The sequence below is a fragment of the Microbacterium sp. NPDC056234 genome (assembly GCF_042267585.1).
In the GTDB taxonomy this organism is placed as follows: Bacteria; Actinomycetota; Actinomycetes; order Actinomycetales; family Microbacteriaceae; genus Microbacterium.
Genome location: NZ_JBHJTE010000001.1, coordinates 640,972 through 664,591, shown reverse-complemented (window position 1 = coordinate 664,591; position 23,620 = coordinate 640,972). Strand labels below are relative to the sequence as shown.

Annotated in this window: 29 protein-coding genes; 17 read left to right on the top strand and 12 right to left on the bottom strand. The window is 69.4% G+C overall.

Going from position 1 to position 23,620, the window contains the following annotated elements:
• Positions 1–31 precede the first annotated feature (31 nt).
• The 7 genes from ACFCYE_RS03300 (at position 32) to ACFCYE_RS03270 (ending at position 4,970) form a co-directional block, all read left to right on the top strand.
• Positions 32–451, top strand: coding sequence for a pilus assembly protein CpaE (locus ACFCYE_RS03300; RefSeq protein ID WP_376176232.1), 420 nt, complete (start codon positions 32–34; stop codon positions 449–451).
• Between the two features lie 121 nt (positions 452–572).
• Positions 573–1,523 carry a 1,2-phenylacetyl-CoA epoxidase subunit PaaA gene (gene paaA / locus ACFCYE_RS03295; protein WP_376176229.1) on the top strand — a complete coding sequence of 317 codons (951 nt, stop codon included), beginning with the start codon at positions 573–575 and terminating at the stop codon, positions 1,521–1,523.
• On the top strand, positions 1,520–1,807 hold the full coding sequence (paaB, locus tag ACFCYE_RS03290) for a 1,2-phenylacetyl-CoA epoxidase subunit PaaB (RefSeq protein ID WP_376176228.1): 288 nt from the start codon (positions 1,520–1,522) through the stop codon (positions 1,805–1,807). The genes paaA and paaB overlap by 4 nt, the downstream gene beginning before the upstream one ends.
• Complete coding sequence (paaC, locus tag ACFCYE_RS03285; RefSeq protein WP_376176225.1) at positions 1,804–2,616, top strand: 1,2-phenylacetyl-CoA epoxidase subunit PaaC; 813 nt, start codon at positions 1,804–1,806, stop codon at positions 2,614–2,616. Before paaB ends, paaC begins: the two co-directional genes overlap by 4 nt.
• Complete coding sequence (gene paaD / locus ACFCYE_RS03280) at positions 2,610–3,092, top strand: 1,2-phenylacetyl-CoA epoxidase subunit PaaD (RefSeq protein ID WP_376176223.1); 483 nt, start codon at positions 2,610–2,612, stop codon at positions 3,090–3,092. The genes paaC and paaD overlap by 7 nt, the downstream gene beginning before the upstream one ends.
• Positions 3,089–4,189: a 1,2-phenylacetyl-CoA epoxidase subunit PaaE gene (gene paaE / locus ACFCYE_RS03275; protein ID WP_376176221.1), complete on the top strand. Its 1,101-nt coding sequence runs from the start codon at positions 3,089–3,091 to the stop codon at positions 4,187–4,189. Before paaD ends, paaE begins: the two co-directional genes overlap by 4 nt.
• 10 nt (positions 4,190–4,199) lie before the next feature.
• Complete coding sequence (locus tag ACFCYE_RS03270) at positions 4,200–4,970, top strand: enoyl-CoA hydratase/isomerase family protein (protein WP_376176219.1); 771 nt, start codon at positions 4,200–4,202, stop codon at positions 4,968–4,970.
• A 44-nt stretch (positions 4,971–5,014) separates the two neighbouring features.
• Here the strand turns inward: ACFCYE_RS03270 and ACFCYE_RS03265 are convergent, their stop codons facing one another.
• Entirely contained in the window at positions 5,015–5,662 is a 648-nt protein-coding gene (locus ACFCYE_RS03265; protein WP_376176216.1) for a TetR/AcrR family transcriptional regulator, read from the bottom strand.
• A 49-nt stretch (positions 5,663–5,711) separates the two neighbouring features.
• Here ACFCYE_RS03265 and ACFCYE_RS03260 point away from each other — a divergent pair, with 49 nt between their 5' ends.
• Both ACFCYE_RS03260 and ACFCYE_RS03255 read left to right on the top strand, forming a co-directional pair.
• Positions 5,712–5,984: a DUF1905 domain-containing protein gene (locus tag ACFCYE_RS03260; protein ID WP_376176214.1), complete on the top strand. Its 273-nt coding sequence runs from the start codon at positions 5,712–5,714 to the stop codon at positions 5,982–5,984.
• A complete protein-coding gene (locus tag ACFCYE_RS03255) occupies positions 5,981–6,760 on the top strand; it encodes an alpha/beta hydrolase (protein ID WP_376176212.1) in 780 nt (259 codons plus the stop codon). Before ACFCYE_RS03260 ends, ACFCYE_RS03255 begins: the two co-directional genes overlap by 4 nt.
• A gap of 38 nt (positions 6,761–6,798) precedes the next feature.
• Here ACFCYE_RS03255 and ACFCYE_RS03250 read toward each other — a convergent pair whose 3' ends face one another.
• Positions 6,799–7,365: a TetR/AcrR family transcriptional regulator gene (locus ACFCYE_RS03250; RefSeq protein ID WP_376176209.1), complete on the bottom strand. Its 567-nt coding sequence runs from the start codon at positions 7,363–7,365 to the stop codon at positions 6,799–6,801.
• 98 nt (positions 7,366–7,463) lie between these two features.
• Between ACFCYE_RS03250 and ACFCYE_RS03245 the strand changes: the two genes are divergently transcribed.
• On the top strand, positions 7,464–7,976 hold the full coding sequence (locus ACFCYE_RS03245) for a hypothetical protein (protein WP_376176207.1): 513 nt from the start codon (positions 7,464–7,466) through the stop codon (positions 7,974–7,976).
• 39 nt (positions 7,977–8,015) lie between these two features.
• Here the strand turns inward: ACFCYE_RS03245 and ACFCYE_RS03240 are convergent, their stop codons facing one another.
• The 3 genes from ACFCYE_RS03240 to coaBC all read right to left on the bottom strand — a co-directional run bounded on the left by ACFCYE_RS03240 (position 8,016) and on the right by coaBC (position 12,126).
• On the bottom strand, positions 8,016–10,160 hold the full coding sequence (locus tag ACFCYE_RS03240; protein ID WP_376176205.1) for an ATP-dependent Clp protease ATP-binding subunit: 2,145 nt from the start codon (positions 10,158–10,160) through the stop codon (positions 8,016–8,018).
• A gap of 85 nt (positions 10,161–10,245) precedes the next feature.
• A complete protein-coding gene (locus ACFCYE_RS03235; RefSeq protein ID WP_376176204.1) occupies positions 10,246–10,863 on the bottom strand; it encodes a hypothetical protein in 618 nt (205 codons plus the stop codon).
• 60 nt (positions 10,864–10,923) lie between these two features.
• Complete coding sequence (gene coaBC, locus ACFCYE_RS03230) at positions 10,924–12,126, bottom strand: bifunctional phosphopantothenoylcysteine decarboxylase/phosphopantothenate--cysteine ligase CoaBC (protein WP_376176202.1); 1,203 nt, start codon at positions 12,124–12,126, stop codon at positions 10,924–10,926.
• 90 nt (positions 12,127–12,216) lie between these two features.
• Here coaBC and ACFCYE_RS03225 point away from each other — a divergent pair, with 90 nt between their 5' ends.
• On the top strand, positions 12,217–12,891 hold the full coding sequence (locus ACFCYE_RS03225; protein ID WP_376176201.1) for an NRDE family protein: 675 nt from the start codon (positions 12,217–12,219) through the stop codon (positions 12,889–12,891).
• Positions 12,892–12,966: 75 nt separating this feature from the next.
• Here ACFCYE_RS03225 and ACFCYE_RS03220 read toward each other — a convergent pair whose 3' ends face one another.
• Both ACFCYE_RS03220 and ACFCYE_RS03215 read right to left on the bottom strand, forming a co-directional pair.
• Entirely contained in the window at positions 12,967–14,127 is a 1,161-nt protein-coding gene (locus ACFCYE_RS03220) for an endo-1,4-beta-xylanase (protein WP_376176198.1), read from the bottom strand.
• A 174-nt stretch (positions 14,128–14,301) separates the two neighbouring features.
• On the bottom strand, positions 14,302–14,895 hold the full coding sequence (locus tag ACFCYE_RS03215) for a TetR/AcrR family transcriptional regulator (RefSeq protein ID WP_376176195.1): 594 nt from the start codon (positions 14,893–14,895) through the stop codon (positions 14,302–14,304).
• 117 nt (positions 14,896–15,012) lie between these two features.
• On the opposite strand from ACFCYE_RS03215, the gene ACFCYE_RS03210 reads away from it, so the two are divergent.
• Complete coding sequence (locus ACFCYE_RS03210; protein ID WP_376176193.1) at positions 15,013–15,891, top strand: SDR family oxidoreductase; 879 nt, start codon at positions 15,013–15,015, stop codon at positions 15,889–15,891.
• Between the two features lie 4 nt (positions 15,892–15,895).
• On the opposite strand, the gene ACFCYE_RS03205 is transcribed toward ACFCYE_RS03210, so the two are convergent.
• The gene (locus ACFCYE_RS03205) at positions 15,896–16,864 is read right to left on the bottom strand and encodes a GlxA family transcriptional regulator (RefSeq protein WP_376176191.1); all 969 of its coding nucleotides are present in this window, start codon (positions 16,862–16,864) and stop codon (positions 15,896–15,898) included.
• 102 nt (positions 16,865–16,966) lie between these two features.
• On the opposite strand from ACFCYE_RS03205, the gene ACFCYE_RS03200 reads away from it, so the two are divergent.
• Positions 16,967–17,131, top strand: a complete 165-nt coding sequence (locus ACFCYE_RS03200; protein WP_376176188.1) for a hypothetical protein — start codon at positions 16,967–16,969, stop codon at positions 17,129–17,131.
• Positions 17,132–17,160: 29 nt separating this feature from the next.
• The gene (locus tag ACFCYE_RS03195; protein ID WP_376176185.1) at positions 17,161–17,643 is read left to right on the top strand and encodes a hypothetical protein; all 483 of its coding nucleotides are present in this window, start codon (positions 17,161–17,163) and stop codon (positions 17,641–17,643) included.
• Positions 17,644–17,652: 9 nt separating this feature from the next.
• On the opposite strand, the gene ACFCYE_RS03190 is transcribed toward ACFCYE_RS03195, so the two are convergent.
• Genes ACFCYE_RS03190 through ACFCYE_RS03180 form a run of 3 tightly spaced genes read right to left on the bottom strand, consistent with a single transcriptional unit; the run spans position 17,653 to position 21,272 of the window.
• On the bottom strand, positions 17,653–18,777 hold the full coding sequence (locus ACFCYE_RS03190) for an AI-2E family transporter (RefSeq protein ID WP_376176183.1): 1,125 nt from the start codon (positions 18,775–18,777) through the stop codon (positions 17,653–17,655).
• A gap of 51 nt (positions 18,778–18,828) precedes the next feature.
• A complete protein-coding gene (locus tag ACFCYE_RS03185) occupies positions 18,829–20,046 on the bottom strand; it encodes a glycosyltransferase family 4 protein (RefSeq protein ID WP_376176181.1) in 1,218 nt (405 codons plus the stop codon).
• A gap of 5 nt (positions 20,047–20,051) precedes the next feature.
• Positions 20,052–21,272, bottom strand: coding sequence for a glycosyltransferase (locus tag ACFCYE_RS03180; RefSeq protein WP_376177126.1), 1,221 nt, complete (start codon positions 21,270–21,272; stop codon positions 20,052–20,054).
• Between the two features lie 140 nt (positions 21,273–21,412).
• Between ACFCYE_RS03180 and ACFCYE_RS03175 the strand changes: the two genes are divergently transcribed.
• Positions 21,413–21,871, top strand: a complete 459-nt coding sequence (locus ACFCYE_RS03175) for a MarR family winged helix-turn-helix transcriptional regulator (RefSeq protein ID WP_376176180.1) — start codon at positions 21,413–21,415, stop codon at positions 21,869–21,871.
• Positions 21,868–22,530 (top strand): hypothetical protein, encoded by a 663-nt coding sequence (locus tag ACFCYE_RS03170; RefSeq protein WP_376176179.1) that lies wholly within the window; start codon positions 21,868–21,870, stop codon positions 22,528–22,530. Before ACFCYE_RS03175 ends, ACFCYE_RS03170 begins: the two co-directional genes overlap by 4 nt.
• 3 nt (positions 22,531–22,533) lie before the next feature.
• Here ACFCYE_RS03170 and ACFCYE_RS03165 read toward each other — a convergent pair whose 3' ends face one another.
• Complete coding sequence (locus tag ACFCYE_RS03165; protein WP_376176177.1) at positions 22,534–22,944, bottom strand: MmcQ/YjbR family DNA-binding protein; 411 nt, start codon at positions 22,942–22,944, stop codon at positions 22,534–22,536.
• An 82-nt stretch (positions 22,945–23,026) separates the two neighbouring features.
• Here ACFCYE_RS03165 and ACFCYE_RS03160 point away from each other — a divergent pair, with 82 nt between their 5' ends.
• Entirely contained in the window at positions 23,027–23,614 is a 588-nt protein-coding gene (locus ACFCYE_RS03160) for a hypothetical protein (protein WP_376176175.1), read from the top strand.
• Positions 23,615–23,620: the final 6 nt, after the last annotated feature.

The window sequence follows — 23,620 nt, the reverse complement described above, 5'->3', positions numbered from 1 at the left end:
CTGTCGCCGCCGTTCTGCCCGTGAGCGCACCGTGATCTCCCGTGAACTCGCGATCGCGCTGCGGGACGCCGGTCTGACCTGGCGGCCGGACAGCGGCGACCGCTTCCAGCTGGATCTTCCCGACGACGTCGAGCTCGAAGCGGAGGCCGAGGTCTTCACGATCAGCGAGATGACGATCGAGGCGCGGCGCACGCCGAGCGGCACCGACCTCGCGTTCAACGGCACCACCGAGTGGGCACTCGACGCGGTCACGTTCGAGGATGCCGTGTGGCTGCCCCGCGAGGACCAGCTGCGTGAGCTCCTGCGCGGGACGTTCCGCCGACTCGTTCGTCTCGAAGACACGTTCCGGGTGGAGATCGAGATCGCCGGCGAGCACCTGCCGTTCGAGCATCCGGACCCCTCGGAGGCGTACGGGAACGCGCTTCTGGAGCTCATCTCCCGATCCCGCTGAGCTCTCCCGTCCCAGGGCGGAGCGGATGCCGAGCCGCCGCATCGCGGGCGCTTTACGCTCTGGCGCTCGTGTGCGAGAATAAATGAACGATCGGTCAGTAAAGCGCGACGAAGGAGTCGACATGGACGACCTCTCCGCCGAACAGCGACGGTTCGACGAGATCATCGCCGCGGATTCCCGCGTCGAGCCCCGCGACTGGATGCCGGATGCGTACCGCAGGACCCTCATCCGTCAGATCAGCCAGCACGCGCACTCCGAGATCATAGGAATGCAGCCGGAGGGCAACTGGATCACCCGCGCCCCGAGCCTGAAGCGCAAGGCGATCCTGATGGCCAAGGTGCAGGACGAAGCAGGACACGGGCTGTACCTGTACTCCGCCGCGCAGACCCTCGGCATCGGCCGCACCGAGATGACAGAGCAGCTCATCGACGGCCGCGCGCGCTACTCCTCGATCTTCAACTACCCCACCCCGACGTGGGCCGACATGGGCGCGATCGGCTGGCTCGTGGACGGTGCGGCGATCTGCAACCAGGTGCCGCTGTGCCGGGCATCCTATGGTCCGTACGCGCGCGCGATGGTGCGCATCTGCAAGGAGGAGTCGTTCCATCAGCGGCAGGGTTTCGAGATCCTGCTCACGCTGATGCAGGGCACGCCCGCGCAGCGGGAGATGGCCCAGGATGCCGTGAACCGCTGGTACTGGCCGAGCCTGGCGATGTTCGGGCCGCCGGACGACGAGTCGCCGAACTCCGCCCAGTCCATGGCGTGGAACATCAAGCGGTTCTCGAACGACGAACTGCGCCGCCGCTTCGTCGGGATGCTGGTGCCGCAGGCCGAGATCCTCGGCGTCACGCTGCCGGACCCGCACCTCCGCTTCGACGAGGAGACGGGGCAGTACGAGATGGGCGAGATCGACTGGGACGAGTTCTTCGCCGTCCTCTCGGGCAACGGCCCGATGAATGCCGAGCGGATCCGCGCCCGCCGAGAGGCCCACGAGGACGGCGCCTGGGTGCGGGAGGCCGCGGCCGAATATGCGCGCAAGCAGGCTGCCGACGAACGGGAGACGGCGGCATGACGGATCCGACCTGGCCGCTGTGGGAGGTGTTCGTCCGCGCGAACCGCGGGCTCAGCCACGTCCACGTCGGCTCCCTGCTCGCACCGGATGCGGACCTCGCGGTCCGCAACGCCCGTGACCTGTACACGCGCCGCGGCGAGGGCGTCTCGATCTGGGTGGTGCCCGCCGAAGCGATCACGGCGAGCGACCCTGATGCCAAGGGCGCGTACTTCGAGAGCCCCGCGGGGAAGAACTTCCGGCATGCCGTGTATTACACGGCATCCGAGGGGGTGCCGCACCTGTGAAGCCGACGCCGCACGTCACCGTCGACGAGCTCGACCTCGCCGCAGAACTCGCCGGGACGGATGCCGCCGCCACCCCGGCGGTGGCCGGGTACGCGCTGCGACTCGGCGACGACGCGCTGATCCTGTCGCAGCAGCTCGGCGAGTGGATCGCCCACGCGCCGGAGCTCGAGGAGGACGTCGCGCTGGCGAACATCGCGCTCGACCTGCTCGGGCACGCACGATCGCTGCTGCGCTACGCGGGCACCGCGACCGGGCGCACGGAGGATGAGCTCGCGTACTTCCGCGATGAGGCGGAGTTCCGATCCGCCTGGCTGTTCGAGCAGCCGAACGGCGACTTCGCCCGCACGATCGCCCGCCAGCTCATCGCGTCGACCTACCTCTTCGAGCTGTATTCGGCGCTGCAGGGCTCGGCGGATCCGACCCTCGCCGCCGTCGCCGCCAAGGCGGTCAAAGAGGTCGAATACCACCGCGACCACGCAGAGCAGTGGACGCTGCGCCTGGCCGGCGGCACCGACGAATCGCGCCGCCGTATGATCCGCGGACTCGCCGACGTCTGGCCGTACGCCGACGAGCTGTTCCACGACGAGCCGCTGATCGACGAGCTCGACGGCATCGCCGTACGGCCATCGACGTTGCGGCCCGGGTTCGATGCCCGCCTCGGCGCCGTCCTCGACACCGCGGACCTCGAGGCACCGGCCGGGCCGGCCGCGGCAGGGGGCGGCCGGCGCGGCATCCACTTCCCCGAACTCGGGCGGATCCTCGCCGAGATGCAGGTGCTCGCCCGGCAGCATCCGGGGGCGACATGGTGATCACCCGGACGGGCGCCTGGTCCGTCGCGGCATCCGTCGCCGATCCGGAGATCCCCGTGCTGACGATCGCGGATCTCGGCATCCTGCGCGACGTCGCGGTCGACGCCGGACGGGTCGTCGTGACGATCACTCCGACCTACAGCGGATGCCCGGCCGTCGAGGCCATCGGCGACGACGTCGTGCGCGCCCTCGCGGAGGCCGGGTTCGAGGACGTCGCCGTCCGCACAGTGCTCTCTCCCGCCTGGACGACCGACTGGATGTCGGATGCCGGAAAGCAGAAGCTGCTCGACTACGGCATCGCACCGCCGACGGGGCATCGGACAGCCGGCCCCATCGCCGTGCCTCTGAGTGTGCGGTGCCCGCAGTGCGGGTCGCTGGACACCCGCGAGCTCACGCGCTTCGGGTCCACGGCATGCAAGGCGCTCCACGAGTGCCGCGCCTGCCTCGAGCCATTCGACCATTTCAAGTCGCTATGAGCACCACGACGCGCCGCCGCGCGCGCTTCCACGAGCTCGAGGTGATCGAGGTGCGGCCGCTCACGGCCGACAGCGTGGAGGTGACGTTCGCCGTCCCGCCGGAGCTGCGCGGCGCGTACGACTACCTCCCCGGACAGTACGTCGCCCTGCGCGCGCACATCGACGGTCGCGAGGTGCGGCGCAGCTACTCGATCTGCCGCGCGCCGGCCACCGGACGCATCTCGGTCGGCATCAAGCGCGATCTCGGTGGGCTGTTCTCGGTGTGGGCGCACGAGAACCTGCACCCCGGCATCCGGATCGAGGTGATGAGCCCGGAGGGGCGCTTCACCTCGAACCTGCCGGATCTGGACGGCGCGCACCTCGTCGGGATCGCCGCCGGGTCGGGGATCACGCCGATGATGGCGCTCGCTTCCTCGGTGCTGACCGCATCGCCGACCGCGCGCTTCTCACTGATCTACACGAACCGCGCGACGCGCGACGTGATGTTCCTCGAGGATCTCGCCGATCTGAAGGACCGCTACCCCGCGCGGCTCGCGCTTCATCACGTGCTGTCCCGCGAGCAGCGTGCGGCCCCGCTGCTGTCCGGGCGGATCGACGCCGCCAAGCTCGACGCGATCCTCGACGGCCTCGTGGAGCCGACGAGCGTGACCGAGTGGTTCCTGTGCGGACCGTTCGACCTCGTGGCGCTGTGCCGGGAGCGGCTCGCGGCCCGCGGCATCGGCGACGAGCAGATCCGGTTCGAACTGTTCACGACGGACGCGGACGAACCGCGCTCCGACCGTGGCCGCACGGTCGCCGTGCGCCCCGACGAGGAGATCTACCGACTGGAGTTCACCCTGGACGGGCTGTCGTCGACCGTCGAATCGCCGGTCGGGGCCGACGAGCCGCTGCTGGATGCCGCGCTGCGCGTCCGGGGCGACGTGCCGTTCGCCTGCGCCGGCGGGGTGTGCGGGACATGCCGTGCGCGCGTGGTCGAGGGCGACGTCCGCATGACGCAGAACTTCGCGCTCGAGCCGGACGAGATCGAACGCGGCTATGTGCTGACCTGCCAATCCCACCCCACGACGCCCCGCGTGGTCGTCGACTACGACGTGTGAGGAGAGCCCCATGATCGAGCTGACCATCGACGGCGACGTCGCCCATGTGGTGCTGAACGCCCCGGAGAAGCGCAACGCCCTGGATCCGGACGCACTGCTCGCCCTGGGCGATGCGTACGACCGCGCCGAGGACGCGGGGGTCCGCGCGCTGGTGCTGCGCGGCGAGGGGCCGGGATTCTGCGCCGGTCGCGACATCTCCGGCGTCGACCCCGCCACCGATGACGTGTCCGGCTACCTCGGCGGTCTCGTGACGCCACTGCTGCAGCGGATGGCGGCGTTCCCCGCACCGACCTTCGCGGCCGCGCATGGAGCGTGCCTCGGGGTCGGCCTCGGCCTGCTCATCGCGACGGACGTCGTATACGTCGCCGACACCGCCAAGGTCGGTTCGCCCTTCGCCGCACTCGGCGCGACGCTCGACTCCGGAGGGCACGCCCTGTTCCTCGATCGGCTCGGCCCGCACAAGACGCTCGATCTCATCTACACCGGGCGTCTGATGACCGGCGCCGAGGCGGTCGAGTCGGGTCTCTTCTCCCAGGTGCTGCCGGCGGATCAGGTGCATCAGGCGACGACGGATGCCGCGGTGCGCGCGGCCTCAGGAGCCACCGCCGCGTTCCTCGCGTCCAAGCGACTGATCGCCCGCATCCGCGACGAACGGCTCTCACTGTGGGAATCCGTCGTGCTCGAGAACGTCGCCCAGGCCGAACTGTGCGACACGAGCGACTACCGCGAGGGCTTCGCCGCCTTCCAGCAGAAGCGGAAGCCGGAGTTCACCGGGCGCTGACTCCGGGACGGATGCACCTGTCAGCGGCGCCGGAGCGCTCGCTGTCAGCGGCCGTAAGCGGCGAGGAAGACGTCCAAGGCTTCGTCGACGTGCGCGGCGGTGTCCAGCCCGATCCGCGCCGCGTCGTCGCCGAGCAGCATCGCCCGATTGACGGGTTCCCCCATCACGAGCCAGTTCAGCTGCGTCGCGGCTCGATCGGCATCCGGCACAGCGAGCAGTTCGGCGTCGTCGAGCCGTCCGATGAGCTCGGCGAGCGATCGGATCGCTCGCTGCGCCCCGTGCTCGTACAGTTCCCGCGCAAGATCGGGGAACGGCGCCAGCAAGCCGATGACCAGCCGACGGAGGGCGAGCAGATGGGGCGCGAGCACCGTGTCGAGCTGATCCCTGAGCACGCGACCGAGAACCGACCGGGCATCGTCGTCGGGCGCGATCGGCGGCGGCTCGTTCATCACGCGCTCGCTGGCCGCGCGCGTCTGCGAACGGACGAGCTCGAGGAACAGGGCCTCCTTGCTGCCGAAGTGCCCGTAGAGCGTCTGCTTCGCGACCTCGGAATCACGCGCGATCGAGTCCATCGTCACCGCGTCGTAGCCGTGCGCGAGGAACGCCTCCTGCGCGGCGGCCAGGATCGCCTCGCGCTTGGCAATCGAACTCGGCCGCAGCGGGCGCTCCCCTCTTGACGTCTTCATACTCATGAGTCTAGTTTAGAGAAATCATACTGAACAGTCTTGAAAGGACGCGATGATGGCCGTACCGGCGATGCAGTTCGACGCGGAGCTCGTGCATCCGGGGGAAGCGACGGGATGGACGGTGTTCGAGGCGCCCGGCTCCGCAGAGGTGTTCGGCACCGGCAACCCGGTCCGCGTCGTCGGCACGCTCGACGACGTGCCCGTCGCCCTCACGCTCCTGCCGTCCGGGCACGGTTTCCACTTCGGCCCCGTCAAGGCCGCCACGCGCCGAGCGCTGGGCAAGGCCGTGGGCGACCGCGTATCGGTGCGCATCGAGGCGGCATCATGAGCGCGTTCACGACCGCGCGCGGCGACCGCATCGTGTACGACGATCGCGGACCCGCCGGCGCGCCGACGGCGATCTTCATCCCCGGGGCCGGGCCCACCAGAGCGGATGACCCGACGACGCATGCCACCGCCGAGCTCCTCGCGGCATCCGGATTCCGCTCGCTGTTCGCGGATCGCCTGGGCCGCGGCGAGAGCGTGGCCGCGGGCGCCATCACGCTCGACGCCCAGCTCTCGGCGATCGTGGAACTCGCCGGGATCGCATCGTCTCCGGTCGTGCTCGTCGGCCATTCGTCGGGATGCGCGATCGCGATGCTCGCCTCCACAGACGTGCGGAATCTCGCCGGTCTGGTGCTCTGGGAGGCCCCCCTCGGCCTCTTCCCCGACGGAGCTCCCGCATGGTGGCAAGGCGTGCGCGAATCGATCGACGCCGGCGATCTCGAAACAGCGGTTGCGCTGTACATGGCGGGGATGCCGCCGGAGTGGCTGGAGCAGCTCACGGCGTCCCCCGAATATCCGGACCTCGTGCTCAGCTGGGTGCCGGACGGCGAGGCGCTCGCGCTCGTCGAGGAGCGCGGCATCCGCGAATCCCTCACGAGCGTCACCGCCCCGGTGATCGCGCTGACGGGCACCGAGACGTTTCCCGGAATGCGGCAGACCGCGGAGGAGATCGTCGTCGCGGCGGAGCAGGGCGCGGCCGAGCAGCTGCTCGGTTCCGAGCATTCCTGGGATCCGGATGCCATGGCGCAGCGCCTCGCGCGAATGCTGCGTCACTCCTGACTGGTCGCATGGTGGGCGAGCCCGCCTCCGCATCCCCCTCAGACGACCGGCGGATCCAGATCGAGAACGATGGCCCCCGCGAGGCGACGCACCTGCGATCTCGATCGCCCGTCGTGATCAGCGACGAGGAAGTGCTCGCCGATCGCCAGACAGAATGCGAGAAGGCTTCGCGCTTCGATCTCGTCGGGGTCGGAGCAGAAGGTGCCGATCATCTCCCGCAGCAGCGCCAGGCGCCGGTTGTCGACCCGTCGCAGGCGTTCGGCGACGCCCGCGTCATGACGAGCCCAATTGCGGACGGCGAGATCGATGGGCAGCAGCCGGTCGCTGGAGAAGGTGAGCATGCCCGCTCGTCGGATCTTGGCCTTCGGGTCGCCGCCGTCGCGCTCGATGCGCTCGATGACCTCGTCCGTGCTCTCCTTCTCCCACCTGTCGAGCATCGCATCGAGGAGGGCATCCCGGTCCGAGAAGTATCCGTAGAAACCACCCTTCGTGACCCCGAGACTCTTGGCGAGCGCTTCGACCCGCACGGCGTCGGAACCGCCTTCGGCGAGGGCGCGCAGTCCCTCCTCGACCCATGCGTCGCGCGGTGTGCGCAGTGCCCCCATGGACGCCACCTCCTCGAGCCTCGATGTATACGCAAGCGTACAACCACTGCTAGAGTCACCGTCATACGCCGACGTATAACGACGGGGAGGTGTCGGACATGGGACTGCGCAACGGCGCCCGCGAGCCCTCGACATCGGATGCGACCGCCCTCGTCGGGGTGTCCGCGATACCGGGGGCCGATCGAGCTGCGAGCGCGCTCTCCGACGCGGACTACGCCGACGCGTTCTCGCTCGCGACCGGCGTCGTGGCCTCCCCTGAGCAATGGGCCAGGGCGATGTTCGGCGACGTCCCGGGTCCGGCGCAGCAGTTCATCTGGCGCGGCCTGCTCGGCATCAGGCTCCGTCGCGGTCGATCGCCGCGGACCGTCGCCGGATGGCGAATCGCGGCAGCGAGCGAGCGCTGGGTCCGACTCGAAGCCGCATCCTGGTTCCTCAGCGCCGAACTCGTGGTGAGAACCTTCGAGGGCGGGGTCTCGCTGTCCACCTTCGTGCGCTACGACCGGGCTGCGGCTCGCATCGTGTGGCCACCGCTTTCCGCGGTGCACCGCCTGCTCATACCCGGCGTGCTCCGCACCGCCGTCGAGATCCGCTCGCGCGATCAGCGACGTTGAGTCGCCCGCGACGACGCGCCCGCCCTCCGAGAAGATCGGTCAGCTCGCCGAGGTCAGCACCAGTCCCGACCCATCAGCCGCGACATCCACTCGCACGGTGTCGCCATCGCGCACGCCGCCGGACAGCAGCGCCGTGGCCAGCTTGTTCTGCACCTCGGACTGGATGAGCCGGCGCAGCGGACGAGCTCCGAACAGCGGGTCGTAGCCGCGTTCGGCCAGCCACGAGCGCGCATCCGGGGTCACGGCGAGACTCAGCCGACGTTCGTGCAGGCGAGCCTGCAGCTGATCGACCGTGAGCTCGACGATCTGGGCGAGGTCGTCCTCGCTGAGCGCCTGGAACATGACGATGTCGTCGAGGCGGTTCAGGAACTCCGGCCGGAACGCCTGCCGCACCAGACCCATCACCTGCTCGCGCTTCACCTCGGGCGACAGCGTCGGGTCGATCAGGATCGGCGAGCCGAGGTTCGAGGTCAGCACCAGGATGACGTTCGTGAAGTCGACCGTCCGCCCCTGCCCGTCGGTGAGGCGGCCGTCGTCGAGCACCTGCAGGAGGATGTCGAACACCTCGGGGTGGGCCTTCTCGACCTCGTCGAGCAGCACGACGCTGTAGGGGCGCCGCCGGACGGCCTCGGTGAGCTGGCCGCCCTGCTCGTACCCGATGTACCCCGGAGGGGCACCGACCAGACGGGACACGGAGTGCTTCTCCCCGTACTCGGACATGTCGATGCGCACCATGGCGCGCTCGTCGTCGAACAGGAACTCGGCGAGCGCCTTCGCCAGCTCGGTCTTGCCGACACCGGTCGGCCCGAGGAAGAGGAAGGAGCCGGTCGGGCGTCCTGGATCGCTGATGCCCGCGCGTGAACGACGCACAGCATCGGACACCGCCTTCACCGCTTCCTTCTGCCCGACCAGGCGCTTGCCGAGCTCGGACTCCAGATGCAGCAGCTTCTCGCTCTCGCCCTGCAGGAGGCGGCCGACGGGAATGCCCGTCCACGCCGCGATGACCGCCGCGATGTCCTCCTCGGTGACCTGCTCGTTGACCATGCGCGGCTCGGTCGAGGCAGTCGCCTCGGCCTGCTCGGCTTCGGCGATGTCGCGCTCCAGGCGCTTGATCGTCTCGTACTCGAGCTTGGACGCCTTGGTGTAGTCGGCCTGGCGCATGGCCAGGTCGCGCTGCGTGACGGCATCGTCGAGCTGCTTCTTGAGGTCGCCGACGCGGTTCAGGCTCTGACGCTCCCGCGCCCAGCGCTCCTCGAGGACGGCCAGCTCCTTCTCGAGTTCGACCAGGTGCTCTCGCAGGGCGCCCAGGCGCTCCTTCGAGGCGGCATCCTTCTCCTTCTTGAGGGCGAGCTCTTCGAGCTTGAGCCGGTCGACCTGACGCTTGAGCTGATCGATCTCGACGGGCGAGGAGTCGATCTCCATCTTCAGACGCGACATCGACTCGTCGACGAGGTCGATCGCCTTGTCCGGCAGCTGCCGGCTGGGAAGGTAGCGATTCGACAGGGCCGCGGCCGCGACGAGGGCGCTGTCGGCGATCGTGACCCCGTGGTGCGCCTCGTACCGCCCCTTGAGCCCGCGGAGGATCGCGATGGTGTCCTCGACCGTCGGTTCGCCGACGTACACCTGCTGGAAGCGGCGCTCGAGCGCGGCATCCTTCTCGATGAACTCGCGGTACTCGTTCAAGGTGGTCGCGCCGATCATGCGCAGCTCCCCGCGGGCCAGCATCGGCTTCAGCATGTTGGATGCCGCGACCGATCCCTCCCCGCCGCCGGCGCCCATGAGGACGTGCAGCTCGTCGATGAAGGTGATGACCTTGCCGTCGGACTCGGTGATCTCCTTGAGGACCTGCTTCAGGCGTTCCTCGAACTGCCCGCGATACATCGCACCGGCCACCAGGGCGGAGATGTCGAGCGTGACCAGCTCCTTGTCCTTGAGCGACTCCGCCACGTCGCCCGCGACGATGCGCTGGGCGAGCCCTTCGACCACGGCGGTCTTTCCGACGCCGGGCTCGCCGATCAGCACCGGGTTGTTCTTGGTGCGACGGGTGAGCACCTGGCTGACACGGCGGATCTCGCTGTCGCGACCGATCACCGGGTCGAGCTTTCCCTGCCTGGCGCGGTCGGTGAGGTTGATCCCGAACTGCTCGAGAGCGGACTGCTGGTCTTCCTGTGCGGGGTTGGTCATCGTTCCTCCTGCGGAGACTCCTTCATGAAAGTTGAGTTGGCTTGACTCAACTTTACCAGGATCGACGCGCTCGGGGCCAGTTCGGTCAGATCAGGATCGGGAAGGTGAGCATGATGATCGCCCCTGTCACTCCGACGACGACGGCCAGACCGAGCAGCGCCCAACGCACCCACATCACCAGATCGCGTTGGGACATCGCCGTGAGGAACAGCACCAGGGCGAACAGCACCGTGAGCAGGGTGTAGTTGTCGCCGCGCTGGTTGCTCTCGAGGGCATCCGCGAAACGGGCGTCGGCGCGCTCCGACAGCGCCGTCGCCTCCTCGCTTCCCGGCGGCACGTACTCGGGCATGACGAAGGGTCCGCGTTCTTCGCGCCCACCCTCCTGCCAGGCATCGAAGGCGACATGGAACTCGGGGCTGAACCGCTCCTCGATGTACGCGGTCAGCTCGGCATCCTGAGCGCGGTCCGCGAGGACCCACTCCGTCCAGATCGTGAGGTCGTACTGGCGGGCGTCGCGGGCCGTCCCGTCGGCCACACCGGACTGGATGCGCGCGCCGGATGCCTCACTGAAAGCGATCGACATGTCGCCGCCCCACTTGGAGGATTCGAAGCCGCACCACGCCGTGAGCACGGCGGTGATCGACAGCACGAAGACCGCGATGACGTCGAACACGTCTCGCCGCTGCCTGGTCGTCTGGGTCATGCTGCGATTCTGCCGGACGCGCACGGCGAACAGGAAGAGCGCCGCGACATGTTCTGCCGCTCAGGGTCGGCGCGCGGCGACCACGGCATCCCACACGGCATCCGCGACCTGCCTCTTGGTTCCGGATGCCGCGCCGACGACACCCTCCGCCGCGACGATCTGCACCGTGTTGTCCGCCGATTCGAAGCCCTGCTCCCAGCCGACCTCGTTCACGACCAGCAGGTCGACGCCCTTGCGTTCGCGCTTGCGGCGAGCGCGCTCGAGCATCTCGTGCTCGTCCTGCGGCGTCTCCGCGGCGAACGCGACCACGAGCCGGCCGGCGTGCCGGTCGGCCGCGAGACCCGCGACGATGTCCTCGTTCTCGACGAGCTCGATGCGCTCGAGCGTTCCGGACTCCTTGGTGAGCTTGCGTTCGGCCTTCTCCGCGGGCCGGTAGTCGGCGACGGCCGCCGCCATCACGAGCACCTCGGACTCTGCGGCCGCCCGGCGCATCGCGTCGCCCAGATCGGCTGCGGTGCCGACGCGCTCGATCCGGATGCCGAGGCGCACCGCATCCGCCAGCACGTCGCCGGCGACGTTCGCGGCGACCAGCACCACGTCGGCACCGCGATCGGCTGCGGCCACGGCGAGAGCCGTGCCCTGTCTGCCGCTCGAACGGTTGCCGAGGAACCGCACCGGATCGAGCGGTTCGCGCGTGCCCCCTGTGGACACGACGACCCGGACGCCGACGAGATCCTGCGGTCGGACGGCGGCCAGTGCCGCATTCAGGATCTCCTCCGGCTCGAGCATCCGCCCAGGACCCGAGTCGCCTCCGGTGAGCTCGCCGTCGCCGGGTCCGGCGATCCGCAGGCCGCGCTCGCGCAGCGTGGCGATGTTGGCCTGCGTCGCCGGATGCCGCCACATCTCGGTGTGCATCGCCGGAGCGATCACGACCGGGGCCGTCGTGGCGAGCAGGGTCGTGCCGAGCAGGTCGTCGGCAAGGCCGGCGGCCATCTTGGCGATCGTGTTCGCGGTGGCCGGCGCCACGATGACGAGGTCCGCCTCCTGGCCGAGGGCGACATGGCGGACACGGGCGACGTCCTCGTGGACGCTGGTGGTGACGGGATTGCGGCTGATCGCCTCCCAGGTCGGCATCCCGACGAAGCGCAGCGCATCCTCAGTGGGGATCACCGTCACGTCGTGCCCGTTCTTGATCAGCAGCCGCACCAGGTGCACTGCCTTGTACGCGGCGATGCCGCCCGTCACGCCGACCACGATGTTCATGCGTCGATTCTCCCCGACGCGCAGCCTCTCGTGGGCCGGTTCGGTGCGCGGACGGGCCGCCGGCCTTCGCGCGCGGATAGGCTGGCCAACGTGTGCACCGTGGTGATCGATGTGGCGGATGCCGGAAGTTCACGCCTGCTGGCCGTACGCGATGAAGATCCGCAGCGCGCCTGGGATCACGTCGGCGCGTGGTGGCCGGACGAGTACCCCGGTGCGGTCGGCATCCGCGATCGACGCGCGGGCGGAGCCTGGCTCGCGGTGAACCCGGCGGAGCACCGCCTGGCCGTGCTGCTCAATCGCGCCGACGTCCTCGATCTGCCGGACGCCGCCTCCCGCGGATCGCTCGCCCTGGAGTCGGTGACGGGCCGGTCGCCCGCCGGCACCCCGCGGATGCACGGTTTCAACCTGCTCGAGGCGACTCCGGATGCGGCGCGTGTGATCTCGTGGGACGGCATCGCGCTGCGCGAGACGCCGATCGCCCGCGGCGTGCACATGATCGCCCATGACGATCTCGACGACCCCGGAACGCCGCGCATCGCAGCCTGGCTGCCTCGGTTCCGTGCGACGGAGCCGGATGCCTGGGTCGGCCTGCTCGCCGAGACGGCCCAGCTGCCGGCGGAGGACGACCGCGCGATCATCCGCGACAACCGACCGCACGGCTATCCGACGCAATCGCTGCTGTTCTGCACGGCGACGGTGTCGGATGCCGGCGTGCAGGTGCACGACCAGGCACTTCCCCGCCCCGGTCACTGGACCCCGGAGTGAGTTCGTGTCACTCCGGGTGCCCGAAATCGGCGGAATCGAAGCAGACGAAGTGACACGAACCCAGGGGTGACGGGGTCAGCGACGCGGAGACGTGCCCGGGGTCGCGTCCGTCAGGGATTCGAGCATGGCCTCGAACGCAGGCTTCGGCGTGAAGTCGTCCTCGTAGATGGTCGCCCAACCCTCACCGGGGAAGACGCCCGGAACCCACGAGTTCGCGTCGGGGAAGCCCCAGACCGTGAAAGACGAGCACGCGTTCACGTTCAGGCAGGCCTCGAGCATCGCCTCGTAGCGGTCCGACTGCACGGCCACCTGCTCCGGCGTCGGCCCGGTCTCGCCCTCCAGGAGCGGGATGCGGACATCGGCCTCGGTGATCGCGACCTTCAACCCCAGATCGGCGAAACGCTCGAAGTTCTCCTGCAATGACGGGTCGAAGCCGTACTGCAGGCTCAGGTGGCCCTGAGCCCCGAAGCCGCCCAGCGGCGCCCCTGCGGCGAGCATCTCCTGCGCGAGCGCGTAGTAGGCGTCGGTCTTCGCGTTGACGCCCTCCGCGTTGTAGTCGTTGAGGAACAGCACCGCATCGGGGTCGGCCTCGTGCGCCCACTGGAACGCATCCACGAGGAGAGCCACCGGGTCATCGGCGCAGGCCTTGAGGAACGGGTTCGCCTCGGTGCGCAACCGGACGCCGCCGTTGTCCCAGGTGTCCTGGAAGATCTCGTTCGCGACATCCCACTCGTAGATCTCACCCCTGAAGTGCCCGACCACGGTGCGGATGTGGTCCTCGAGCACGGCCCGCGCATCGTCGCACGTCCACGTCCTGCTCGCCTCGGTCACCCACGCCGGGTTCTGGCTGTGCCAGAGCAGCGTGTGCCCCCGGACCTCCTGACGGTTCGCCTTCGCATAGGCGACCAGCGCGTCGGCGGAGGCGAAGTCGTACTGGTCGGGCGCGGGTCGCAGCGCGTCCCACTTCATGTCGTTCTCGGGCGTCAGCGACGAGAACTGGGCGCCGAGCACCTGCTGGTACTCGGTCGGCGCCTTGCGGTCATAATCCATGAGCTGCTGCCGGCCCCATACCGCGCTGCCGATCGCGAGGTCGGCGGGCGCCTGGTTGCGCAGCGCGTCCTTGTCGGCATTGCTGAATCCAGGGGGCGAGGCGTTCGCAGCGGTCACACCGCACAGCGGAAGGACCAGGGCAGCGGTGGCCGTGGCCACCAGAAGCGATCGAATCGATCGACGCATGGAGATCTCCTGACATCATCGTCGGTCATCCGCGTCGCCGTTGCGACGCGTATGTTTGCGTTCGCAACAAAAGATATGGCCGCGCGCTTTCGATCGCAAGAGTTTCGGAAAACTATCGGAGCGACTTCCGGCACGGATCCGGATGCGGCGGCCCATCGGATCGCGCCACCACGGTCATCGCGGCCGCAGGCCGTCCATCGCCGTCGCCACGAGGGCGTCGACGAAACGATCATCGATCGGGCCGCTGCGCTGCAGCCAGCGAGTGAGCAACGGCCCCCAGATGATGTCTATCGCGACGTCGAGATCGACATCCGCCGCCACCTCCCCCGCGGCCTGCGCCGCCTCGAGGCGCCGACGCTTGGCAGCACGCAATGGCGCGTCCAGCTGCCGGTGATAGGCCTCGGCCAGCGAAGCGTCGTGCGCGACCTCGGTCGCCAGCGCCCGCATGGGTTCGGCAAGGCGCGCATCGTCGAGTTCCGCGACGGTCGCGCGCAGCACGGCCGTGAGATCGGCGCGGAGATCGCCGCTGTCCGGCAGAACGGGCGCCTCCCCCTCGGCGGCTTCGCTGAGCAGCAGGAACGCATCGAAAAGCACTGCCGCCTTGGACGGCCACCACCGGTAGATCGTCTGCTTCCCCACGCCGGCCCGCGATGCGATCCCCTCGATGCTGAGACGCGCGTACGGCACCTCCTGCAGCAGGTCGAGGGTGGCGGTGAGTACGGCTCGCCGCGAGGTCTCATTGCGACGAGAAGGGTTCGGATCGGCCATTCCAAGAGTGTACCAAGGCGAGACGAGACGTTCCGTGTTGCGTAGTGCCGAGCAACCTGTTAGGTTCACTCCAACGAGACGTACCGTCTCGTCTCGCTAAATCGGAGGAGTCACCCCATGCCGCAGTCATCCCCCGCATCGCGGACCTGGTTCATCACCGGAGCAAGTCGAGGCATCGGCCGCGCGCTCGCGATCGCAGCCCTGGAGCGAGGCGACCGCGTCATCGCCGCCGCCCGCAGCATCCGCCTCGACTCGTTCGACGCGCGACACCGCGAACGCGTGCTCGCCCTGGCCCTCGACGTCACCGACCGGACCGCGGTCTTCCGCGCCGTCGACGACGCCGTGGCCCGTTTCGGCCGCCTCGACATCGTCGTGAACAACGCCGGAACCATGTCGATGGGAATGGTCGAGGAGTTCACCGAGGACCAGGCGCGCGCCCAGTTCGACGTCAACGTGTTCGGAGCGCTCTGGGTCACGCAGGCCGCCCTGCCCCACCTGCGCAGGCAGGGCTCGGGGCACATCCTGCAGATCTCGAGCATCGCCGCACTCGGCGGTTTCGCGAGCACCGGCCTGTACAGCGCCAGCAAGTTCGCGCTCGAGGGCATGAGCGAGGCGCTCGCCGCCGAGGCCGCATCCTTCGGCGTGACCGTCACGATCGTTCAGCCGGGCGGCTACTGGACCGACCTGTACGCGAACATGACGTCGACCACCCCGTCGGATGCCTATGCACCGTTGCGCGCCGAACTCGAGAAGCAGTGGTCGGAGGGGTCTGTCGACAGCGATCCGCAGCTCGCGGCCGACGCGATGCTGACGCTCGTCGACAGTGACGAGCCGCCGCTGCGTCTTCTGCTGGGAAGCATGACCTACGACGTGGCCCAGTACCTCTCGACCCAGCGAGTGGAGACGTGGCAGCGGTGGGAGCACGTCAGCCGAGCCGCCGAGCACGCCATCAGCGTCGAGGAGGTCGCACCAGCGGTCCGCGACGTGGCCCCGTAGTCCGTCAGGCGGCGGACTCGTCCCGCGTGCAGGAGAAGGTCGCGCGGTACGCCGTCGGCGTCGTGCCCAGCACGCGGGCGAAGTTCTGCCGCAGCACGGCGGCGGATCCGAAGCCGCATTCCGCGGCGATCCGGTCCAGACCCAGGTCGGTGCGCTCCAGCATCCGCTGCGCCTGGATGATGCGCTGCCGCGCGAGCCAGGCCGCGGGCGTCGCGCCGTGCTCCGCCTTGAAACGGCGCGCGAAGGTGCGCGGCGACATGTGCGCTCGGTGCGCGAGCTGTTCGACGGAGAGATCCTCGCGCAGGTTCTCCATCGCCCAATCGGTGACGAGCGCGAGCGAGTCGTTCTGCACCAGCGGAAGGGGACGGTCGATGAACTGCGCCTGGCCGCCGTCGCGCTGCGGGGGAACGACCATGCGCCGGGCGACGCGGTTCGTGAGCTCGGCGCCGATCTCCTGGCGGAGAAGGTGCAGGCAGGCGTCCAGCCCCGCGGCCGTCCCGGCGCTGGTGATGATCCGATCATCCTGCACGAACAGCACATCGGGGTCGACGTCGATCTGCGGGTACATCTCGGCCATGACGTCGGCATACATCCAGTGCGTCGTCGCCCGCTTGCCGTCCAGGATTCCGGATGCCGCGAGGATGAACGATCCGCTGCACACGCTCAGCACCCACGCGCCCCGCTCATGCGCCGAGCGGACGGCATCGAGGATCAGGGGGTCGATGTCGCCCCATCGCTCGCGCGGAAGCGGACAGACCACGACGAGGTCGGCCTCGTAGGCGAACGCGAGGTCGTTCTCGACGTTGAGCGAGAAGCCGAGCTTCGAGGCGACGGCACCAGGGCGCGGCGCGACGACGCGGAAGTCGAAGTTGGGCACGCCGTCCTCGGACCGGTCGAGCCCGAACGCCTCGCACGCGACGCCGAACTCGAACGGCGCGAATCCGTCCTGGACGATGCAGGCCACTGTCTTCATCGGATGCCCCTTCCACGCTTTCGCCCATTCTGGCAGTTTTCGAGCGAACCGTGTCCATTCTGCCACTCGTGACCTGAAATACGCGAGCGTAGCGTTTCTGCCATGTTGATCGTCATCCTCCTCATCGCCCTCATGGTCTGGGGTCTCGTCTGGGCCCTCGTGGATGTGCGACGCGACGGCTACCGTCAGCGCGCCACGGACTGGTCCCGCGTGGCAGGCCACGACGACGCTCTCCAGCGCGCCGAGTCCACGACCACCTATCGCTGACGGCCGGATCGGCGACTATGCTCAGCGGCATGAGCGACCCCCAGCAGCCCCAGGTCCCGCCCTACGCGCAGCCGCAGCCTCCGGCATCGGGACGCTACCCCGGGCAGCCGGCGCACTACGCCCAGTCGCAGGGGTACGTGCTGAACGGGAACTCCGCGCAGCCGGGGTACCCGTCGCCGACTCCGGCCGCGCACGCGAATCCCCCTGGTCGAATCGGATTCATCTTCGGTCTCATCGGCATCGCCGTCGGGCTGATCTCCAGCCTGGCCACCAACGTGCTCGTCTACAGCGGCGGGTACGACACGTACGAGGTGTCGACGCTGCTCGGCACGCTCGTCATCCTGGTCGTCGCCGGACTCGCGCTGGGGTTCGGGGTCGCCGGCCTGCGCCGCCCGAACGCACCGCACGGGCAGGCGGGCATCGCTGTCGGCATCGGCCTCGCCCTCCTCGTCGGCACGCTCGGCAGCCTCGTCATCAACGCGGTCGGAGCGGCGCTGTTCCAGTATCTGTGAACCGGGCGATCAGCGCGACCAGGGCCAGCGTCGGCGGCGCCGGACGGGCACCGGCTCAGGGTCGGGTTCCGGCGGGACGGCCGTATGGTCGCCGGAGACCCAGCGCAGCAGCAGGGCGTCCGGATTCCCCTCGAGCACCAGCGCCCGGGTGAGCAGCGTCAGCGGGATCGACAGGATCGCGCCCAGTGGGCCGATCACGAAGGTCCAGAAGACCACCGAGAAGAAGCTCAGCGTCAGGCTGAGGTCGACCGCGTCGCTGACGAACTTCGGCTGCACCAGCACCTGCAGCACCACGTTGACGACGCTGTAGACGACGAGCACACCGAGCAGCAGCGGCCAGTCACCGACGAAGAACGCCAGGATCGCCGGCGGGATCACACCGAGGACGAATCCGATGTTCGGGATGAAGTTCGTCACGAACGCCAGCACCGCCCAGACCACCGCACCGGGAACGTTCATGGCCCACAGCGCCAGTCCGTCGATGATCGCGACGATCGCTCCGAACGAGGCGTTGACGATGTAGTACCGGCGGATGGCTCCGTTCAGGTGCGTGATCCGCGCGATCACGGGCCCGTGCGTGGCGTGGAAGACGACGCCGGCTTGACGGTAACGGGACGCGTCGATGGCCATGAAGATGATGTAGGCGAAGACGAAGAAGAGCGCGGTCGCCACGGCCAGCACCGTGCCGCCGATGCGGGAGGCGACGCTGAGCAGCGTCGCAGGATCCAGAGCGGATGCCGCGGCATCCGCCGCCTCTCCTCCCAGCCCCAGCGATTCGAGCCACGTGACCGTCTCGTCGAGACGGCGGGACAGGCCGCCGTCGGCTGCGAGGTCGACGACGAGGTGCGCGAACTGGTTCCCCGCGAACCACAGCAGCAGCCCCATGACCCCGAGGACGACATAGGCGACCGCGATGACGGCCGCCGATCCCGCCCAGCTCGGCCAGCCGCGACGTTCGAGCGGGCGTCGAAGAGGTTCGCAGATGACGACGATGACGATCGCGAGCGCGATCGGACCGACGATCTCCCGTGCGAACGACAGACCGGCGATGACGACCACAGCCGCCGCGAGCGAGAGGAGCACGCGCAGGCTCGGGGAGAGCATTCGATCGGAGGACGGCACGGGGCTGGTCACCGGGCAAGCGTAACCGCTCGGCGCCCATCGGACGGCGCTGGCGCGCGCGGGTCAGCTCTGCGCGAGCACCCGCTCGTACACCGCGATCATCGCGGCCGTGCGCGACGACTGCCGGAAGGACTCGGCGACCTCGGCATCCGGTTCCGGCGCGGTGCGGGCGGCGATGTCGGATGCCGCGATCCGCAGCGTGTCCGCCAGCGCGGCGACGCGCTCGGCCTCCGGAGCGTCGGAGCGCGGGACGAGCCATTGCCCGCCGCGCAGCTCCGCTCCGATGTCCGGATCGCACACGACGGTCGGCGTGCCGAGGGCCGCCGCCTCGAACGGGGTCATGCCCTGCGTCTCGAAGCCGATCGAGGTCTGCACGACGGCATCGGCCGCGGCGATGCGCGCCAGCGTCTCCGGGTATGACAGCCGACCGGCGAAGCGCACGCCGTCGTGGCCGCGCGCGATCCGCTCGGCCGCGCGCAGCTGCCCGCCTCCCCCGATGACCTCGACCTCGGCGTCCACGCCGGACGCGACCACGGCCTCGAGGAACGGCAGCAGTCTCTTCTCTGGGCTCATCCGTCCGAGCCAGACGAACCGCGGCCGCCCCGGCTCGCGCGCATCGCGCGAGGCCAGGACCCGGTCGAGCAGGTCGTCGTCGATGCCGTTCCACACCACGTCGACGGGACGGAACACGTCATGCCTCTCGAGGCGGCGCGCGAAGTGGCCGGATGGCGCGGTGACGGCACTGGAGCCCTGGGCGATTCCGCGGAGATACGCCCAGCCGTCCGCCCCGGGGACCCGCTCGCCGATGCCCCGCATCGCCGAGCGGCGCCACGCGTTCAGGACCGCGAGCACCGGGCGATGAAGCGGGGTCACCGCCGCGAGACCGACATCCACACGGTTGTGCATGGTGTGCACGACGGGGATGCCGTGGCGATGCGCGAAGCGGTGTCCGATGAACGCGCCCCAGAAGTCGGCCTGGACGTGCACGAGATCGACCGGCGGTCGCGAGGCGAACGCGTGATCGAGGAACCGATCGACCCGCTTCCCCGGCCAGGTCATCGAGTACTCGCGGTCGAGCGTGATCGGCGTCGACGGCGTGTCGAGGTACGCGGGATCAGCCGCCCCTGAGGACGAGTCCGCGCCTCGCCCCGCGTGCATCCGCGGCGCGACGACCGTCACGGTGTGACCGGCGCGCTCGAGGAACCGCCGCTGCAGCCTCATCGACACCTGCGCCCCGCCGAGCGAGTCGAGGTGCTGATCGCCGAACAGGACGATGTGCATGGTGCCTACTCCGGCAGCGGCTCGTTGCGGTAGAGCGCCTCGAACGTGTCCAGCGTGCGGTTGATGTCGTGCACGAGCACTCCGTCCAGCGACGCGCGCTGCATCCGCTCGTACTCCGTCGGCTCTGCTGTCAGCACGTCGGCGAGGCGTGCCGCGAGGGCGTCTGCATCGCCGGGTTCGAACAGGTAGCCGTTCTCGCCGTCGTGCACGAGATGCGGCAGGGCGACGGCATCCGCCGCGACGATCGGAAGCGCAGAGGCCATGGCCTCCATCGTCGCGATCGACTGGAGCTCGGCGATCGAGGCGATCACGAACAGACTCGCGCGGGAGAGCAGCGCGCGCAGCTCCTCATCCGTCGTGCGGCCGTGGAACGTGACGCGCTCGGCGAGACCCAGCTGCGTCGCGAGATGCTCGAGGTGCTTGCGCTGGTCGCCGCCGCCGACGATGTCGAAGTGCACGTCGAGCGCGGGATCGAGTTTGGTCATCGCCTGGAGGATGACCTCGATCTGCTTCTCGGCGGTGAGGCGGCCGACGAAGATGATCCGGTTCTTCTCACGCGGCGCGACCACGGGCGAGTACTGCGTGCGATCGATGCCGCAGCTCACCGGGATCACGTCGGCGATGTCGATCGTGCGCTCCAGGAAGTCCGCAGCGCGCCGGGTCGGAGTGGTCACGGCGCGGGCGAGGCGCAGGGTGCGCCCCGCATCCTTCCAGGCCGCCTCGATGATCGGCCGGTTGACGGCGTCGGGGAACGCGGAATGGTCGAGGATGTTCTCGGCCATGACATGGTTCGTCGCCACGACGGGGATGCCGCGCTCACTCGCGATGCGAGCCAGACCACGGCCGATGATGATGTGCGACTGGATGTGCACGACATCCGGGTTCACGGCATCCAGCACCTGACGGGCGTAGTGCTTGGAGCGCCACGGCCAGACGAAGCGGAGCCAGTCGTGCGGCAGCCACCGCACCGACGGCAGGCGGTGCAGCGTCATCCGCTCGCCCTCGACGACCTCGGTGTGCGCCCGCGCGCGGCGGTACGCCTGGTTCGGCGCGACGACGTGGACGTCGTGCCCGCGCTGCACGAGACCGGCGGCGAGGCGCTCGGCGAACCGAGCTGCTCCGTTGATGTCCGGCGCGAACGTGTCGCATCCGATGACGATCGTGAGCGGGCGGGAGACGGAGGCGTTCGACGAGTCGATCGGATCGTCAGAAGGAGTCACGGAGATGCTGCCTTACGGTCGGGCGGCCAAGAAGATGCGGAGCCTGGTCGGGCGCAGGCCACTCTACCCGAGCGCTCTGCGCCGATCCGGGAGGTTGACAGCGAGAATATAGTGAAGTCACATCATGATGCAGTATCATCATGAATATGGAACCGCTCCTCCTCGATCGCCTGCTGAAGATCAGCGACCTCTTCCAGCGCGACATGGCGCGCGCGTTCGACGGCAGTGGCCTCACCCCGGCCCGCGTCCACCTGCTGTGGGTGCTCACGCACAACGGCCCATCGACGCAGCAGTCACTCGCACTCGCGTGCGGTGTCAGCCCCCGCAACATCACCGGGCTCGTCGACGGGCTCGAGGCGTCAGGCCACGTGCGCCGCACGCCGCACCCGTCCGATCGCCGCGCGGTGCTCGTGGAGCTCACCGACAGCGCGACCGAGACGATGCAGCAGATGCAGCGCGAGCACGTCGAGCTGAACGAGACGCTGGTCGCCGCCATCGCGCCGGCGGATCGCGCGGCGGTCGAACGAGGGCTGAACAGCCTGAGCGAGAAGCTCACGGCGCTCGTCGACGAGGCCCACGCCGACGCCCAGGGGCAGCGCTCATGACCGAGGTCGGCACCCCCACGCGTCCGTCGCGCATCCGGCGCGTCGGTTCCTTCCTGAAGCGCGCACTGATCGCCGAGCTGCGGGTCTACTCCAGCATCGGTCGCGCGATCGCGCGCCGGCCGGCGGTCGAGGCCGGCGGCACCGGAATCGGCTATCACCGCCCCGTGCTCACGGTGCTCATCATCTTCATCGTGCTGTCGGCCGTCGAGATCCCGATCCTCGACCTCATCGTCCATCCGTGGCCCGGCATCCGCATCGCCGTCCTGATCCTCGGGATCTGGGGCCTGACCTGGATGCTGGGGCTGCTTTGCGCCATGCTGCTGCGCCCGCACTCGGTCGGGCCGACCGGCATCCGGGTCCGCAGCGGGCTGGAGGTGGATGTGGCGATCCCGTGGAGCGCAATCGCCTCCGTCGAGGTCGCCAAGCGCGTCGACGAGCCCAAGAGCCCGCGCATCACCGAGAGCCCCGCCGGTGTCGAGTACGCGGAGCGGATGCAGGACGAGACGAACATCCTCGTCGAGCTCGAAGAGCCGACGCCGATCCGTCTGCCGGGCATCGCGCTGCGCGGCGGCGTGCACGAGGTCACCAGAGTGCGGTTGTGGGCGGACGATCCACGCGCGTTCCTGGATGCCGCGCGCCCGTTCCTGCTGGACGACTGACGCTCACTCGAGCCCGCGTTCGGTCAGCCACGCCTTCCGCTCGCGGGCGGGTGCCCGTACCAGCCACGCGTCGCAGATCAGCTCCTGCAGCCGGTCACGGGCGATGCCGTCGAGCCGCACCAGCACCGCCGGATAGCCATCGAAATGCGGGATCGTGAAGAGGACGTCCGGCTCGGCGGCGAGCAGCGCCTCCTTCTCCTGCAGATCCGCGACGCGCACGCCGAGCACGACGCCATCCGGCCAGGAGCGACCGAGGCCGTCCAGCGAGCGCAGATCCGCCTGCGTCGGGCCGCGCAGCCACGCGATCTGACCGCTGCGCACGCGCCACGCCGCTTCGCCGGTGCGCCCACCACTGCGCTCTGCGACACCGGGAAGCGACATCGCGATCTCACGCACATCGGCCACGGTCGCCATGTCGCCCATCGTGCTCCGCCGGCCAGGGCGGCACAAGGCCCGCGCACAACAGGATCCCAGCGCGTTCCCCTAGCGTGGAGCCATGCGCCTGACAGCATCCGCCGACCCCGCCCTGTGGATCCCCGTCACCGACTCGTTCGGATGGAAGGGGCGCCGCCACCGCAAGGCCGCCCTGCGGATGCTGCTCGGGCAGGCCAATCTGGCCGCTGGCGCCGAAGCGCGACCGGGTTCGCGCTTCGGCGCGTGGCTGATGAGCCAGGCGGCGCCGATCGCGATGCGCAAGGCGGACGGCCGGGTCCTCGCGTGGACGTGGAAGGCCGACCCCGAGCTGGTCGTCGCCCTCGCGACCACGCAGGAGCTCACCCCCCAGGTGCGCATGGCCAGGGCGAACATGCCGATCGAGTACGACGACACCGAGACGTTCGCGACGCCGCTCGGCGTGGGCGAGAAGCTCGTGATGGCCATCCCGCCGTCGCCGGATTCGCCGCCGTTCGCCACGTACACCTGGGACACGGGCACGCACCTGGTCACGCTCAACGTGATCTGCAGCGACCGCGAGCGGTTCGGCACGCTGCTGCCCGCGCTGGACGACCTCGCCCGCAGCATCCGGATCTCCGACGATCTGACCTCCGGCGAAGCGGGCGATGTGCTGCGGCTGCCCCCTGCCTGATGCCGG